This window comes from Pseudomonas shirazensis, from assembly GCF_050496565.1.
Lineage (GTDB): Bacteria > Pseudomonadota > Gammaproteobacteria > Pseudomonadales > Pseudomonadaceae > Aquipseudomonas > Aquipseudomonas shirazensis_A.
In genome coordinates this window covers 43,459-58,371 of the sequence record NZ_JBNWAE010000001.1, presented here as the reverse complement: position 1 = coordinate 58,371, position 14,913 = coordinate 43,459, and the positions used below count along the sequence as shown (strand labels likewise).

14 protein-coding genes are annotated in these 14,913 nt (G+C 63.4%); 11 read left to right on the top strand and 3 right to left on the bottom strand.

The features are described 5' to 3' along the window. Positions 1–40: 40 nt before the first annotated feature. Positions 41–1,576: an HDOD domain-containing protein gene (locus ACQZ2L_RS00240; protein ID WP_430324253.1), complete on the bottom strand. Its 1,536-nt coding sequence runs from the start codon at positions 1,574–1,576 to the stop codon at positions 41–43. Positions 1,577–1,706: 130 nt separating this feature from the next. Here ACQZ2L_RS00240 and motA point away from each other — a divergent pair, with 130 nt between their 5' ends. Beyond that, positions 1,707–2,558, top strand: coding sequence for a flagellar motor stator protein MotA (gene motA, locus ACQZ2L_RS00235; protein ID WP_101315887.1), 852 nt, complete (start codon positions 1,707–1,709; stop codon positions 2,556–2,558). Between the two features lie 3 nt (positions 2,559–2,561). Then, positions 2,562–3,569: a flagellar motor protein MotB gene (gene motB, locus ACQZ2L_RS00230; protein ID WP_430324252.1), complete on the top strand. Its 1,008-nt coding sequence runs from the start codon at positions 2,562–2,564 to the stop codon at positions 3,567–3,569. A gap of 157 nt (positions 3,570–3,726) precedes the next feature. Here the strand turns inward: motB and rsgA are convergent, their stop codons facing one another. Continuing rightward, a complete protein-coding gene (rsgA, locus tag ACQZ2L_RS00225) occupies positions 3,727–4,758 on the bottom strand; it encodes a small ribosomal subunit biogenesis GTPase RsgA (RefSeq protein WP_430324251.1) in 1,032 nt (343 codons plus the stop codon). A gap of 381 nt (positions 4,759–5,139) precedes the next feature. On the opposite strand from rsgA, the gene orn reads away from it, so the two are divergent. Both orn and ACQZ2L_RS00215 read left to right on the top strand, forming a co-directional pair. Then, on the top strand, positions 5,140–5,682 hold the full coding sequence (gene orn, locus ACQZ2L_RS00220) for an oligoribonuclease (protein WP_430324250.1): 543 nt from the start codon (positions 5,140–5,142) through the stop codon (positions 5,680–5,682). Positions 5,683–5,776: 94 nt separating this feature from the next. Next, on the top strand, positions 5,777–6,388 hold the full coding sequence (locus ACQZ2L_RS00215; RefSeq protein WP_101315895.1) for a trimeric intracellular cation channel family protein: 612 nt from the start codon (positions 5,777–5,779) through the stop codon (positions 6,386–6,388). 4 nt (positions 6,389–6,392) lie between these two features. Here the strand turns inward: ACQZ2L_RS00215 and queG are convergent, their stop codons facing one another. Beyond that, complete coding sequence (gene queG, locus ACQZ2L_RS00210) at positions 6,393–7,475, bottom strand: tRNA epoxyqueuosine(34) reductase QueG (protein ID WP_430324249.1); 1,083 nt, start codon at positions 7,473–7,475, stop codon at positions 6,393–6,395. Positions 7,476–7,540: 65 nt separating this feature from the next. On the opposite strand from queG, the gene ACQZ2L_RS00205 reads away from it, so the two are divergent. The 7 genes from ACQZ2L_RS00205 (at position 7,541) to hflX (ending at position 14,824) form a co-directional block, all read left to right on the top strand. After that, complete coding sequence (locus tag ACQZ2L_RS00205; RefSeq protein WP_430324248.1) at positions 7,541–8,395, top strand: NAD(P)H-hydrate dehydratase; 855 nt, start codon at positions 7,541–7,543, stop codon at positions 8,393–8,395. Then, positions 8,371–8,856 carry a tRNA (adenosine(37)-N6)-threonylcarbamoyltransferase complex ATPase subunit type 1 TsaE gene (gene tsaE, locus ACQZ2L_RS00200; protein WP_430324732.1) on the top strand — a complete coding sequence of 162 codons (486 nt, stop codon included), beginning with the start codon at positions 8,371–8,373 and terminating at the stop codon, positions 8,854–8,856. The genes ACQZ2L_RS00205 and tsaE overlap by 25 nt, the downstream gene beginning before the upstream one ends. After that, the gene (locus tag ACQZ2L_RS00195) at positions 8,857–10,302 is read left to right on the top strand and encodes an N-acetylmuramoyl-L-alanine amidase (protein ID WP_430324247.1); all 1,446 of its coding nucleotides are present in this window, start codon (positions 8,857–8,859) and stop codon (positions 10,300–10,302) included. It begins immediately after the preceding gene. Next, positions 10,299–12,182: a DNA mismatch repair endonuclease MutL gene (gene mutL / locus ACQZ2L_RS00190; protein WP_430324246.1), complete on the top strand. Its 1,884-nt coding sequence runs from the start codon at positions 10,299–10,301 to the stop codon at positions 12,180–12,182. Before ACQZ2L_RS00195 ends, mutL begins: the two co-directional genes overlap by 4 nt. A 1-nt stretch (position 12,183) precedes the next feature. Beyond that, on the top strand, positions 12,184–13,155 hold the full coding sequence (gene miaA / locus ACQZ2L_RS00185) for a tRNA (adenosine(37)-N6)-dimethylallyltransferase MiaA (protein ID WP_430324245.1): 972 nt from the start codon (positions 12,184–12,186) through the stop codon (positions 13,153–13,155). Positions 13,156–13,248: 93 nt separating this feature from the next. After that, positions 13,249–13,509, top strand: a complete 261-nt coding sequence (hfq, locus tag ACQZ2L_RS00180; RefSeq protein ID WP_060480687.1) for an RNA chaperone Hfq — start codon at positions 13,249–13,251, stop codon at positions 13,507–13,509. 13 nt (positions 13,510–13,522) lie between these two features. After that, complete coding sequence (hflX, locus tag ACQZ2L_RS00175) at positions 13,523–14,824, top strand: ribosome rescue GTPase HflX (RefSeq protein ID WP_430324244.1); 1,302 nt, start codon at positions 13,523–13,525, stop codon at positions 14,822–14,824. The last annotated feature ends 89 nt before the right edge of the window (positions 14,825–14,913 follow it).

Below are 14,913 nucleotides of genomic sequence, written 5' to 3'. Positions count from 1 at the left end.
TCTCCAGGTGGAACGCGAGGGGGCGATTGTAGCGTAAGGCTCAGCTACTGCGGGTGGCGAAGGTAGCCAGAGCGCGCTCGATACACTGTGCGGTCTTGCCCAGTGCCTGCACGCTGACATCGGCCAGAGGGCGGCCCGCCTGATCGGCAAACAGCAGCATGATCACCTGGCCATTGACCGCCAGCGAGCGCAGCAGCAGGTGTGCGCTGGGGAACAGGGCATTGATCGGCGCTGGCAGCAGGGCGGCAAACTGGGCGTGGTTGTCCGGCGTCAGGCGCAGTTGCCCGGCCTGGCTGGTCAAGCGCTGTAACAGTTTGTTCTGTTTGACTGCGAGGTTCAGCGCAGCAGCTTCCTTGGGCAGGCCGGCAGTCTGCTGCACGCGCAAGGCGTCACTGGCCTTGTCGTAGGTCAGCAGCAGTACCCGCTGCATGCCGCAGGCGAGCAGTGCATCGCGGGCATGGGTGGCCAGGTGCACGGCATTGCTGAAGCGGCTGGGCTGGGCCAGCATTTCGGCACACAGCGTGCGCCAGCGCTCGAGGTCTTCTGCAGGCGGGGGCGGTGGTGTGAGCATGTCTGGGTGCGGACGGCGCTGCTGCCACGGCCAGATCAACGCTTCGGCCGGGTGGAACAGGGCGTGACGGGCATGATGGCGGGCACTCGCTGCAGCTTGCTGGTGAACCTGCTGCTGGACGTCGTCCAGCGAGGTCTGCAAGTACAGCGCGGTCAGCAGTTGCCAGCGCAGCAGGTGCGGGTTGTCCCAGCCCACCTGCGCCGCCAGCGCCAGGCCGTTGGCCAGCAATACGGTGTTGGCCGGTTGGTTGAACCAGCGGCGCAGACCGGGTTCTTCATCAAGCCGATGCTGCTGCTCGAGGCTGTCCGTCTCGCGGGCAATGTTGAATACCTGAGCCAACTGATCGCGTTCGCTGGTAAGCAGGCGGTAGCCCTGGGTCACCCACTCCGGCAGGCGCCAGTGCAGAGCGACGGCCTGGCACAGCTCCATCAGGCGTACGCCAAACAGCTCGATCTCGACCTCGGCAGCGTTCTCACCCTTGTGAATAACGCGCAGCTCCCAGGTGTCGAGCAGCTTGGGGTAGCTCACGGCCATCGGCCACAGCGGCGACAGGAACAGCAGGCTGCCCCAGTGAATCTCCTGCCACAGCCGCGCCAGGCGGCTGGCGAACAGGCCGCTGGCCTGCTGCGCGGCATGCTGGCTGATCAACAGAAACTGGCGCAGTACCGGCGGGATGTCATCGCCGGGCAAGGCCGGCAGGCGCGCCAGCAGCTGTGCGCTGCGCTCAAGTCCGAGGCGATTGAGGGCAACTTCGAGGCTTTCGGCCGGCTCGGCCTGGCTGGCGTTGGCCGAGTGATTGGCCTCACGCATGACCGACAGCACCAGGGCGGGGCTGTCCTGCATCAGTTCGGCGATGTCGCGCAATGACCGACGGTTGTCATTGATGGCCGCCAGTACCCGGTCGTGGCTTTCCTTGGGTACGGGCAGGCGCACGTCATCCAGCAGTTTTATCCAACGGTCTAAAGTGCGTGGCGTCTGACTTGGTACCTTGGTTTCAATTGGCATTTTGACATCAGTCCGAACTGGCTTTTCACTTGGAGTGGCTATAGTCTGGCGCAGTTCTGCCGATAAGTAGAAGAAGAGTTTTCAAGCTCCCGTCCCCGACCCTGACCTCGACTTCAAGTGCTTTGAACCTATGGCTAAAATTATCGGCATCATCGTCGTCTTCGCGAGCGTGATCGCAGGCTACGTGCTTTCCCACGGCAAGATTGCGGCGCTGATCCAGCCGTTCGAAGTGCTCATCATTGGCGGGGCTGCGTTTGGCGCGTTCCTGCAGGCCAACCCTGGCTACATGACCATGCACGTGATCAAGAAGTCGATGAAGATGTTCGGCTCACGTTTCACCCATACCTTCTACCTGGAGGTGTTGGGCCTGGTCTACGAGATCCTCAACAAGAGCCGCCGCGAAGGCATGATGGCGATCGAAGGCGATATCGAAGACGCCTCGGCCAGCCCGATCTTCGCCAAGTACCCGGCCGTGCTGGGTGATGAGCGCATGACTGCGTTCATCTGTGACTATCTGCGCATCATGTCCACCGGCAACATGGCTCCGCACGAGCTCGAAGGCCTGTTCGACATGGAGCTGCTGAGTCTCAAGGAAGAACTCGACCACCCCTCGCACGCGGTCACCGGGATCGCCGACGGCATGCCTGGCTTCGGTATCGTTGCGGCGGTACTGGGTATCGTCGTCACCATGGCCTCGTTGGGTGAAGGCGACCAAGCTGCCATCGGCATGCACGTAGGTGCGGCGCTGGTGGGTACCTTCTTCGGTATTCTTGCTGCGTACGGCTTCTTCGGCCCACTGGCCACCTGCCTGGCTCACGATGCCAAGGAAGAGGTCAATCTGTACGAGTCGATCAAGGCGTCGCTGGTGGCTTCGGCCTCGGGCATGCCACCGTCGCTGGCCGTGGAATTCGGGCGCAAGGTGCTGTACCCCAAGCACCGTCCGAGCTTCGCCGAGCTGGAACAAGCAGTTCGCGGTCGCTGATTCATGGAAAACAATCAGCCGATAATCATCAAGCGCGTCAAGCGCTTTGGCGGCGGTCACCATGGCGGCGCCTGGAAGATCGCCTTTGCCGACTTCGCTACGGCGATGATGGCGTTCTTCCTGGTGCTGTGGCTGATGTCGACGGCCACCCCAGAGCAGAAGATCGCCATCGCCGGCTACTTCAAGGACCCGATCGGCTTCTCCGAAAGCGGTACGCCCTATGTGATTGACCTGGGCGGCTCGCCGGAGCTGGCGCCGGACAAGACCATCAACCCTGAGGTGAAGTCCGATCCGACGCCCGAGACCAGCGTGCAGCTGGACAAGGATCAGGTCGAGACCATGGCCGAGCAGGTTGAAAAGGAACGCTTGAACCTGCTCTTGCAGGAGCTGCAGAACAAGGTCGAAGAGAACCCGCAACTGCAGAAGTTCAAGGACCAGATCCTGTTCGAGATCACCCAGGACGGCCTGCGTATCCAGATCATGGATGCCGAGAACCGGCCGATGTTCGACATCGGCAGCGCGCGTTTGCAGCCGTACTTCGAGGACATCCTGCTGGCCATGGCTGACACCATCAAGGCGGTGCCGAACAAGATCAGCGTCAGCGGCCACACCGATGCCAAGGCCTATGCCGGCAGCGGCGGCTTCGGCAACTGGGAGCTGTCGGCCAACCGTGCCAACGCCGCGCGGCGGGCGCTGGTGGCGGGTGGCTATCCGGATGATCAGGTGGCGCGGGTGGTGGGTTATGCGTCGTCGTCGCTGTTCGATCGCAAGGACCCGTTCAACCCGGTTAACCGGCGCATCGACATCATCGTCCTGACCAAGAAGGCCCAGCGCAATATCGAGGGCGAGCAGGGCACCCCGGATGCACCGCCGGCATCAGGTGCACCCGCTGCGCCAGGTGCTGCAGCGCCAGGCGCAGCTGACGAGGCGCCAATGCAGCCGCGCGAGCTGCGGCAGAAGCTCAACCTCTTCGAGGACGGTACCTTGAAGATGGACGAGCCCAAAGAGTAGCGTCTACGCCGGTCCCTGTAGGAGCGGCCTTGTGTCGCGAAAGGCCCGCAAAGCGGGCCCAGCAATATCTGCGACGAAGCTGAAATTGAGGGCCCGCTGCGCGGGCCTTTCGCGACACAAGGCCGCTCCTACAGGGACCTGTGCCGCTCTGGGATTTTCAGTAGCTGTCTTCGGTCAAGCTGGCGATGATCGAGCGATAGCTGTGCATCCGCTGCGGCTTGATTCGGCCTTCTTCCAGCGCCTTGAGCAAGGCGCAGCCTGGCTCGCGATCGTGCTTGCAGTCGCGAAAGCGACAGGTGCCGAACAGTTCGCTGAACTCGATGAAGCCGGCTTCGACATCATCGCGGCTGACGTGCACCAGGCCGAACTCACGAATACCGGGGGAGTCGATCAGGTCACCGCCGTTAGGGAAGTGATAGAGCCGCGCCGTGGTGGTGGTATGGGTACCCTGGCCAGACCACTCGGACAGATCCCCCACTCGCGTGTGCGCCTGCGGCAGCAGGCTGTTGACCAGCGACGACTTGCCGACACCGGACTGGCCGACGAACACGCTGACGTGGCCGTCGAGCATTTTCTGCAGCTGTTGCATGCCGTCGCCGTGGTGCGCGGACACCTCCAGCAGCGGGTAGCCGAGGTCGCGGTAGACCTCGAGCAAGGCATTCAGCGCCGGTGCGTTCTGCTCGTTGATCAGGTCGGCCTTGTTCAGCAACAGCAACGGGCGAATGCCGGCGTGCTCGGCGGCGACCAGATAACGGTCGATCAGGTTGGCGTGGGGCTCAGGGGCGGGGGCAAAGACGATCACGATCAGATCGACGTTGGCGGCTACCGGCTTGAGCACGCCCTGGTTGTTGGGGCGGGTCAGTTCGGTCGAGCGCGGTAGTTGCGCGACGATGACGCCGATGCCCTGGTTGCCTGCTCGCCATACCACGCGGTCCCCGGTGACCAGTGCTGGCAGGTTGGCGCGCAAGTGGCAACGGAAGATCTGGCCAACTGCGTCGCCGTCCTGGGCCTCGACTTCGACTTGTACGCCAAAGTGGGCGATGACCAGGCCGAATTGCTCGGGCCCGAGGTCGCCGCCTTCCAGTTCCTGCAAGACGTGCTGCTCGCGTTTGGCGGCGCGGTCGGCGCGTTCGCCCTGGATTTTTTCGATGCGCCAGTTTTGGCGACGGTTGAGCTGGCGTTTGGCCATGAATGTTCCGTGGTGGCTTGCTGGTAGAAAACGGCTGACAGTTTAGCATGCTCCTCTTCTGGGCTAGTCGCTAACCTTGGGTGGCGCTGCACTGGCGCAAAGCGGAATCGGTATGGCCGCTTGATTCAGGTTTGGCTTGATATTGTCGGGGCCGCTTTGCGGCCCTTTCGCGACACAAGGCCGCTCCTACAGATTGACCGCGTCCGGCAAGGCTACGCGGTCCCTGTAGGAGCGGCCTCGTGTCGCGAAAGGGGTGCGCAGCGCCCCCGACAATCTAAAGGCTGCTGATGCTCCGACCCCCAACAAAGTGTCCAGCAAGAACGAATTAGCGAGCAAAGCGGGCCACTAAGCTACTATGAAGGCCTATCTCAGGAGCCTTTCATGGACAACACACAGAACCTGATCTGGATCGATCTGGAAATGACCGGTCTGGACCCGGACAGCGACGTCATCATCGAGATGGCGACCATTGTCACCGACAGCAATCTCAACACCCTGGCCGAAGGCCCGGTGATCGCCATTCACCACAGCGATGAAGTGCTGGCGCGCATGGATGAGTGGAACACCCGTACCCACGGCGGCTCGGGCTTGACCCAGCGTGTGCGTGACAGCCGTATCAGCATGGCCGAAGCCGAGGCGCAGACCATCGCGTTCCTCGAACAGTGGGTGCCGAAGGGCAAGTCGCCGATCTGTGGCAACAGCATCTGCCAGGACCGGCGCTTCCTGTACCGCCACATGAAGTCGCTGGAAAGCTACTTCCACTACCGCAACCTCGACGTCTCGACCCTCAAAGAGCTGGCTGCTCGCTGGGCTCCCGAGGTGCGCGACAGCTTCCAGAAGGGTGGCACTCACCTGGCGCTCGACGATATCCGCGAGTCGATTGCCGAGCTGCGTCACTACCGCGAACACTTCATCAAGTTCTAAGCCTGCTGCGCCGGCTGACGATAGTCGGCGCGCCCCCTTCTGGTGCGGGGTGCAACTGGGTAGACTGCGCGCCTTTCTCGCACGGACTCGCACCATGTTGCTGATGCTCTACCTCGTCGCTATCACCGCCGAAGCCATGACCGGCGCCTTGTCCGCCGGCCGTCGCGGCATGGACTGGTTCGGTGTGGTACTGATCGCCTGCGTGACGGCGCTGGGTGGTGGCTCGGTGCGCGACGTGCTGCTGGGGCATTATCCGCTGACCTGGGTGAAACACCCCGAGTACCTGGTGCTGACCAGCTTTGCTGCACTGCTGACGATCTTTATCGCGCCACTGATGCGCCATCTGCGCTCGCTGTTTCTGGTGCTCGATGCGCTGGGGCTGGTGGCGTTTACCCTGATTGGCTGCATGACTGCGCTGGAGATGGGCCAGGGCCTGCTGGTGGCTTCTATCAGCGGGGTGATCACCGGGGTGTTCGGCGGGATTCTGCGCGATATCTTCTGCAACGACATCCCGTTGGTGTTTCGCCGCGAGCTATATGCCAGCGTGTCGTTTGCGGCGGCGTGGTTCTATCTGGGCTGCGTGCACTTCAATCTGCCGGCCGAGCAGGCCACCCTATTGACCTTGTTTGGTGGTTTTCTGGTGCGTTTGCTGGCGATCCGTTTCCACTGGGAAATGCCCAAGTTTCACTATAACGACCAGCAGTAGTCACTCAGCTCGCTGGCTGCGCCTGCCGTGCTGCGTGCTGGGCCAGCGCCCACTCGACATGCTCGCGGACCAGTTCGGACGGGTACTCGCGGCGTGCCTGCAGCGCCTCCAGCACCGGGATGGTCGACGGGGCGTTGCCCAGGCCAACGGCCAGATTGCGTAGCCAACGTTCATAGCCGGCGCGGCGCAGCGGCGAGCCTTCGGTATTGCCCAGAAAGGTCGCCTCATCCCACATGAACAGCTCGGCCAGGCCGGCATTGTCCAGGCCATGACGCGGCTTGAAGTCGTTTTCCTGGGTGGGGCGGGCGAAGCGGTTCCACGGGCAGACGATCTGGCAGTCATCGCAGCCAAACACCCGGTTGCCGATCATCGCTCGCAGCTCGACCGGGATCGCCTGCTTCAGCTCGATGGTCAGGTAGGAGATGCAGCGCCGTGCGTCGAGTACATACGGGCCGACGAAGGCATTGGTCGGGCACACGTCCAGGCACGCCTGGCAGCGGCCGCAGTGCTCGCTGGTCTGGGCTTCGTCCACCGGCAGCGGCAGGTCGACGAACAGCTCGGCCAGAAAGAAGTAGCTGCCGGCCTTGCGGTTGAGCAGCAGGGTGTTCTTGCCGATCCAGCCCAGCCCGGCCTCCTGCGCGATGGCTTTTTCCAGCACCGGCGCGCTGTCGACAAAAGCACGAAAGCCGAACGGGCCGATGTCAGCCTGAATGCGGTCGGCCAGGTGTTGCACGCGTTTGCGCACCAGCTTGTGGTAATCGCGGCCCAGCGCGTAGCGCGACACGTAGGCTTTTTCCGGCTGTGCGAGCACCTGCGCCATGCGTGTGTCGCCGGGCAGGTAGTCCATGCGCAGCGAAATCACCCGCAGCGTCCCCGGGATCAGTTGATCGGGGTGGGAACGTTTGCTGCCATGCGCGGCCATATAGTCCAGCTCGCCGTGATAGCCGGCGGCAAGCCAGCGCTCCAGGTGCTGTTCATGCTCGCCCAGGTCTACACCAGCGATACCGACGTGGGCGAAGCCGAGTTCGCGGCCCCAATCCTTGATCGATTGGGCCAGCGCGGCGAGGTCAGGAATACAAACGGACATGGATGGGCAAGGCATTGCAGGCTCAGGTGCGTATAATTCTGCCAGACATCGGAGCCTTTGACCCCATGCCCCAGACCAAACACCCCGATAACGCTGTAAAAACCCTCAGCCGGGCCAACCTCGCCCGGTTGCCGGCGCGCCGTGCAGACGCGCACAAGACCGACTTCGGCCATGTGCTGGTGGTCGGTGGCGACTTCGGTACCGGCGGCGCCGCGCTGCTCAGTGGCGAGGCGGCGCTGCGTTGTGGTGCTGGCCTGGTCAGTATCGCCACGCGCCCCGAGCATGTTTCAGCGGCGCTGACCCGGCTGCCCGAGACCATGTGCCTGGGCGTGTCATCGGCCAATCAGCTGATCGAGGTGCTGGCCCGCGCTTCGGTGCTGGTGGTCGGCCCCGGGCTGGGCCAGGCCGCATGGGGGCGCAGCCTGCTGTCGGCAGTGGCCAACAGCGATGTGCCGCAAGTATGGGATGCCGATGCGTTGAACATGCTCGCCAGTAGGCCATTGGCCGTGCCCGGCGCAAGCATCCTCACCCCGCACCCGGGCGAGGCGGCGCGCTTGCTGGGGATTTCCACCGAGGCGGTGCAGGCCGACCGGCCTGGTGCTGCGCGTAAGCTGGCGCGCAGGTACGCCAGCATCTGCGTGCTCAAAGGCGCGGGTACGCTGGTGGCTGATCCGGACGGGCAGTTGGCGTTATGCCAGCGAGGCCACCCGGCCATGGCCGGTGCAGGGCTGGGTGATGTGCTCACTGGCGTGCTTGGCGCATTGCTGGCGCAGGGCCTGGACGGTTGGTCGGCGGCATGCCTGGGCGTGTGGCTGCATGCCTGCGCTGGCGAGCGTCTGGGCGTGAAGGGCAGGGGCCTGGCAGCCAGTGATCTGCTGCCGGTCATTCGTGAATTATTGGAGGAGCATTCAGCGTGTTAACCCTGTTTCTGCCCGACGAAGAAGCCACTGTGGCCTTCGGCGCGCAACTGGCCGAAGTGACCGGCGGTCATGGCGTGATATTTCTCGAGGGTGACCTCGGCGCCGGCAAGACCACCCTGTCGCGTGGCCTGATCCGCGGCCTGGGCCATACCGGACCGGTCAAGAGCCCGACCTTTACCGTAGTCGAACCCTATGAAATCGGCGACGTGCGGGCGTTTCACTTCGACCTGTACCGGCTGGTCGATCCGGAAGAGCTGGAGTACCTGGGTATCCGCGATTACTTCGAAGGCGACGCCCTGTGCCTGTTCGAATGGCCCGATAAAGGTGCGGGCGTTTTGCCAAAGCCCGACCTGACCATTACCATAAGCCCGCAAGCGGGCGGACGCTCGCTCAACCTGTTGCCGCAGGGCGCTCGTGGCCAAGCCTGGTGCACCGCGCTGGCCAACAAAATTCAACAGTAAATGGGGTTAGGTATGCGCATACGCGCACTGGTCGCCGTTGTCGGTCTGCTGCTCAGCGCAGTGACTGTCAACGCTCTGGCCGCCACACAAGTAAAAAGCATGCGTCTGTGGCGCGCGCCGGACAACACACGACTGGTCTTCGACCTCTCCGGGCCCGTGCAGCACAGCGTGTTTACGCTGAGCGCACCGGATCGGCTGGTTATCGATATCAATGGTGCCACCCTCGGCGCGCCGCTCAACGTGGCCACCTCCAACACCCCGATCAGCAGTGTCCGCTCGGCGCAACGCACGCCGACCGACCTGCGCGTGGTCATCGACCTGAAAAAGGCCGTCACCCCGAAAAGCTTCATCCTCGCGCCCAACGCCCAGTACGGTAACCGCCTGGTGGTCGACTTGTACGACCAGGAAGCCGACGCCATCGCCGCCACTACGCCGACGCCCGCGCCGACGCCGGTGCAGCCGCCTGCCACCACGCCGGCCATCCCGGTAACGCCGACCCAGCCGGCGATCAAGCTGCCGCCAGCACCGAGCGGCAAACGCGACATCGTGGTTGCCATCGACGCCGGTCACGGCGGCGAAGACCCGGGCGCTTCCGGCTCGCGCGGCCAGCATGAAAAAACCATCGTGTTGCAGATCGCTCAGGAGCTGCAGCGCCAGATCAACAGCGAGAAAGGCTACCGCGCCGAGCTGACCCGTACCGGCGACTACTTCATCCCGCTGCGCAAACGCACCGAGATCGCCCGCAAGAAGGGTGCAGACCTGTTCGTCTCGATCCATGCCGACGCCGCGCCGTCCAAGGCCGCCTTTGGTGCTTCGGTGTTCGCCTTGTCTGACCGCGGCGCTACCTCGGAAACCGCGCGCTGGCTGGCAGACACGGAAAACCGCTCCGACCTCATCGGCGGTGCCGGCAACGTCAGCCTCGACGACAAGGACCGCATGCTCGCCGGGGTGCTGCTCGACCTGTCGATGACCGCTACGCTCAGCTCCAGCCTGGATGTCGGGCAAAAAGTGCTGGGCAACATGGGCCGCATCACCTCGCTGCACAAGCGCCGGGTCGAGCAAGCGGGCTTCATGGTGCTGAAATCACCGGATATTCCGTCGATCCTGGTCGAAACCGGGTTTATCTCCAACGCCAACGAAGCCGCCAAGCTGGCTACCAAGAGCCACCAGCAGGCGCTGGCGCGCTCGATCCACACCGGCTTGCGCCAGTACTTCCAGCAAAGCCCGCCGCCTGGCACCTACATCGCCTGGCTGCGTGACAGCGGCAAAATCGCCCAAGGCCCGCGTGACCATACCGTGCGTCCGGGTGAAACCCTGGCGATGATCGCCGTGCGTTACCAGGTCAGCGTGGCGGCCCTGCGCAGCAGCAACAGCCTGAAGACCGACGAGCTGAAGGTCGGCCAGCATCTGGATATTCCGGGCACTACCCTGGCGTCGCAGCAATGACCGGTGGTTCGCGGATCGAGCTGCTCAGCCCGCGGCTGGCCAACCAGATTGCCGCCGGCGAAGTGGTCGAGCGGCCTGCGTCGGTAGCCAAGGAGCTGCTGGAAAACAGCCTCGACTCCGGTGCCCGGCGCATCGATGTCGAGGTCGAGCTGGGCGGTACCAAGCTGCTGCGCGTGCGTGACGACGGCAGCGGTATCTCCCCGGATGACCTGCCGCTGGCACTGGCCCGGCACGCCACCAGCAAGATTCGCGAGCTTGAAGACCTGGAAGGCGTGCTCAGCCTGGGCTTTCGCGGTGAGGCACTGGCGTCGATCAGTTCGGTTGCACGGTTGACTCTGACCTCACGTACCGCCGATGCCAGCGAAGCCTGGCAGGTCGAAACCGAAGGCCGCGACATGACCCCGCGGGTACAGCCTGCAGCGCACCCGGTCGGCACCTCGGTAGAAGTGCGCGACCTGTTCTTCAATACTCCGGCCCGGCGCAAGTTCCTCAAGGCCGAGAAAACCGAATTCGATCACCTGCAGGAAGTCATCCGCCGCCTGGCGCTGGCGCGCTTCGATGTCGGCTTCCATCTGCGTCATAACGGCAAGAGCATCCTCAGCCTGCACGAGGCCGCCGATGATGTGTCGCGTGCGCGGCGCGTCGGCGCGATCTGTGGCCCGGGCTTTCTTGAGCAGGCGCTGCCGATCGACGTCGAGCGCAACGGCCTGCGCCTGTGGGGTTGGGTCGGCTTGCCGACCTTCTCGCGCAGCCAGGCTGACCTGCAGTACTTCTTCGTCAATGGCCGGGCGGTGCGCGACAAGCTGGTGGCCCATGCGGTGCGCCAGGCCTATCGCGACGTGCTGTTCAATGGTCGCCATCCGACCTTTGTGCTGTTCCTTGAGCTGGAACCGAACGGCGTCGACGTCAACGTGCACCCGACCAAGCACGAAGTGCGCTTCCGCGAAGGGCGCACGGTTCACGATTTTCTCTATGGCACCTTGCACCGCGCGCTGGCCGATGTGCGCCCGGAAGGGCAGATGGCCGCGCCTGCTGCTGCCGCTGAACTGGTGCGTCCTGGTGGCCAGCTGGCTGGCGAGTTCGGCCCTCAGGGCGAGATGCGCCTGGCTACGCCTGTGCTCGAACAGCAGCAGCCTGCTCCAGCGGGCTCCGGCGCTGGTGCGGGTTACCAGTACCAGTACACGCCGCGCCCCTCGCAGCCACTGCCGGTGGCCGAAGCGCAGGCCGCTTACCGCGAATTCTATGCGCCGCTGAACAGCGCCGCGCCGGTCGCGCTGCCCGACGGCCAGGGCGATATCCCGCCGCTGGGCTATGCCATGGCGCAGCTCAAGGGCATCTACATCCTTGCCGAAAACGCCCAAGGCCTGGTGCTGGTCGACATGCACGCCGCTCACGAGCGGATCATGTACGAGCGGCTCAAGGTGGCCATGGCCAGCGAAGGGCTCAGTGGCCAGCCGCTGCTGGTGCCGGAAACCCTGGCGATGAGCCAGCGTGAGGCCGATTGCGCCGAAGAGCATGCGCAGTGGTTCCAGCGCCTGGGCTTTGAGCTGCAGCGACTGGGCCCGGAGACGGTTGCCATTCGCCAGATCCCGGCGTTGCTGAAACAGGCCGAAGCCAATCGGCTGGTGCAGGACGTGCTCGCTGATCTGATGGAATACGGCACCAGCGACCGCATCCAGGCGCACCTCAACGAGCTGCTCGGGACCATGGCCTGCCACGGCGCCGTGCGCGCCAATCGGCGCCTGGCCATCCCCGAGATGAACGCCTTGCTTCGCGACATGGAAAACACCGAGCGCAGCGGCCAGTGCAACCACGGCCGACCGACCTGGACCCAGATGGGCCTGGACGATCTGGACAAACTCTTCCTGCGCGGTCGGTGACATGAGCAGCAAACCTCCAGCGATCTTCCTCATGGGCCCGACAGCGGCGGGCAAGACCGACCTCGCCATCGAATTGAGCAAGGTCCTGCCCTGCGAGCTGGTCAGCGTCGATTCGGCGCTGGTCTATCGCGGCATGGACATTGGCACCGCCAAACCGTCAAAAGCCATCCTGGCGGCGTACCCGCACCGCTTGATCGACATTATCGACCCGGCCGAGAGCTACTCCGCTGCGCAGTTTCGCAGCGATGCCCTGGCGGCCATGGCCGAGATCACCGCGCGCGGCAAGATCCCGCTGCTGGTCGGCGGCACCATGCTCTATTACAAGGCATTGCTCGAAGGCCTGGCCGACATGCCGGCGGCCGACCCGGCCGTGCGCGCCGAGCTGGAAGTCCAGGCCAGCGCACTGGGCCTGGGCGAACTGCACCGGCAGTTGGCCGAGGTCGATCCGGTGTCGGCGGCGCGCATCCACCCCAACGACCCGCAGCGCTTGATCCGCGCGCTGGAGGTGTATCGGGTGAGTGGCGAGAGCATGACTGCCCATCGCCAGCGCCAATCTGCCGAAAGTAGCGGCGCAGACGCAGGCGCGGCCGGCCATTTGCCCTATACTGTGGCCAGTCTGGCGATTGCTCCGGCAGATCGTCACGTTCTGCATGAGCGAATTGCGTTACGATTTTCACAAATGCTGGAACAGGGCTTCATCGATGAGGTCCGAGAGCTGCGAGGCAGAAGTGACTTGCACGCCGGGCTGCCGTCTATACGGGCAGTGGGCTATCGGCAGGTCTGGGATTTCCTCGACGGCAAGCTAGATGAGAATGAGATGCGAGAACGCGGTATCATTGCGACTCGCCAGCTGGCCAAACGGCAGTTCACCTGGTTGCGCGGTTGGTCCGACGTGCACTGGCTGGACAGCCTGGCCTGCGACAATCTGTCCCGCACCTTGAAATACCTTGGGGCCATCTCCATATTGAGCTGAGTCCCTGCTAATTGCCGTCTACTCTTGCGAGTGGGCGGCGTAATCATAGAATTTTCTCGTTTTTTATTATTTATCCTTACAGGAGTGCGGCATATGTCAAAAGGGCATTCGCTACAAGACCCTTACTTGAACACCTTGAGAAAAGAAAAGGTCCCGGTTTCGATCTATCTGGTCAACGGGATCAAGCTGCAGGGCTCGATCGAATCTTTCGACCAGTTTGTAGTTCTACTGAAAAACACCGTCAGCCAAATGGTCTACAAACACGCCATTTCGACTGTCGTACCTGCACGTCCGGTTCGTCTGCCAAGCCCGTCCGATTCCGAGAACGGTGACAGCGAGCCAGGCAACGCCTGATTAGGAGCCTGCATTGTTCTTTGAGCGCCACGGTGGTGGTGAGCGAGCGTTGCTCGTTCATTTGGAAGGTCAGAACCCTGAGGCGCGCGAAGACCCGCAGGAGTTCCAGGAACTGGCCCTGTCGGCCGGTGCTGAAATCGTCTTGCTGTCTACGGTGACGCGGCATCAGCCCAGCGCCAAATTCCTGATTGGCAGTGGCAAGGTCGAGGAGTTACGCGACCTGGTCAGTGCCGAACATATCGATCTGGTGATTTTCAATCACACCCTCACGCCCAGTCAGGAACGTAACCTCGAACGTGTGTTCGAGTGTCGTGTGCTTGACCGCACCGGGCTGATCCTCGATATCTTTGCCCAACGGGCGCGTACCCATGAAGGCAAGCTGCAGGTCGAACTGGCCCAGCTTGAGCACATGAGCACGCGGCTGGTGCGTGGCTGGACTCACCTTGAGCGGCAAAAAGGTGGTATCGGCCTGCGTGGTCCGGGTGAGACCCAGCTTGAAACCGACCGTCGCCTGCTGCGGGTTCGCCTGCGGCAGATCAAGGCGCGCCTGGAAAAGGTCCGCAGTCAGCGCGAACAAGCGCGGCGCGGGCGCCGCCGTGCGGACATCCCGTCGGTGTCACTGGTGGGTTACACCAACGCCGGCAAATCGACGCTGTTCAACGCCCTGACTCAATCCGACGTGTACGCCGCCGACCAGTTGTTCGCGACCCTCGACCCGACCTTGCGCCGTCTGCAACTCGACGACCTGGGGCCGATCGTGCTGGCCGACACCGTGGGCTTCATTCGCCATCTGCCGCACAAGCTGGTCGAGGCATTTCGGGCTACGCTCGAAGAGTCGAGCAACTCCGACCTGCTGCTGCACGTGATCGACGCCCATGAGCCAGAGCGCATGGAGCAGATCGAGCAGGTGTTGGCGGTATTGGGTGAGATCGGTGCAGAAGGCTTGCCGATCCTCGAGGTCTATAACAAACTCGACCTGCTTGAAGATGTCGAGCCACAGATCCAGCGCAATGCCGATGGCAAGCCGGAACGGGTCTGGGTGTCGGCACGTGATGGACGTGGCCTGGAGCTGGTTGGCCAGGCAATTGCCGAGTTGCTGGGGGATGATCTGTTTGTCGCCACCCTGCGCCTTGATCAGCGTTTCGCGCGCTTGCGCGCGCAGCTGTTCGAACTGGGCGCGGTGCAGAGCGAGGAACATGATGAAGAGGGCAGCAGCCTGCTCAGCGTGCGCCTGCCGATGATCGAGCTTAATCGCCTGGTCAGCCGTGCCGGCATCGAGCCGCAGACGTTTATCGCGCAACACACTTTGCAATAAATGCCCGTCGAGGTCGCCGGGCAGCCGTGACAGGCATTCTGTAGCATTGGACGGCGCGCCGTGGGCGCGTCTTTGCTTTATCAGATGGA

Coding starts and splice junctions, on each gene's coding strand:
- ACQZ2L_RS00215 (WP_101315895.1), top strand. CDS start 5,777: ATGTTGCTGATGCTCTACCTCGTCGCTATCACCGCCGAAGCCATGACC.
- motA (WP_101315887.1), top strand. CDS start 1,707: ATGGCTAAAATTATCGGCATCATCGTCGTCTTCGCGAGCGTGATCGCA.
- hfq (WP_060480687.1), top strand. CDS start 13,249: ATGTCAAAAGGGCATTCGCTACAAGACCCTTACTTGAACACCTTGAGA.
- ACQZ2L_RS00195 (WP_430324247.1), top strand. CDS start 8,857: ATGGGGTTAGGTATGCGCATACGCGCACTGGTCGCCGTTGTCGGTCTG.
- rsgA (WP_430324251.1), bottom strand. CDS start 4,758: ATGGCCAAACGCCAGCTCAACCGTCGCCAAAACTGGCGCATCGAAAAA.
- queG (WP_430324249.1), bottom strand. CDS start 7,475: ATGTCCGTTTGTATTCCTGACCTCGCCGCGCTGGCCCAATCGATCAAG.
- mutL (WP_430324246.1), top strand. CDS start 10,299: ATGACCGGTGGTTCGCGGATCGAGCTGCTCAGCCCGCGGCTGGCCAAC.
- ACQZ2L_RS00205 (WP_430324248.1), top strand. CDS start 7,541: ATGCCCCAGACCAAACACCCCGATAACGCTGTAAAAACCCTCAGCCGG.
- ACQZ2L_RS00240 (WP_430324253.1), bottom strand. CDS start 1,576: ATGCCAATTGAAACCAAGGTACCAAGTCAGACGCCACGCACTTTAGAC.
- orn (WP_430324250.1), top strand. CDS start 5,140: ATGGACAACACACAGAACCTGATCTGGATCGATCTGGAAATGACCGGT.
- miaA (WP_430324245.1), top strand. CDS start 12,184: ATGAGCAGCAAACCTCCAGCGATCTTCCTCATGGGCCCGACAGCGGCG.
- motB (WP_430324252.1), top strand. CDS start 2,562: ATGGAAAACAATCAGCCGATAATCATCAAGCGCGTCAAGCGCTTTGGC.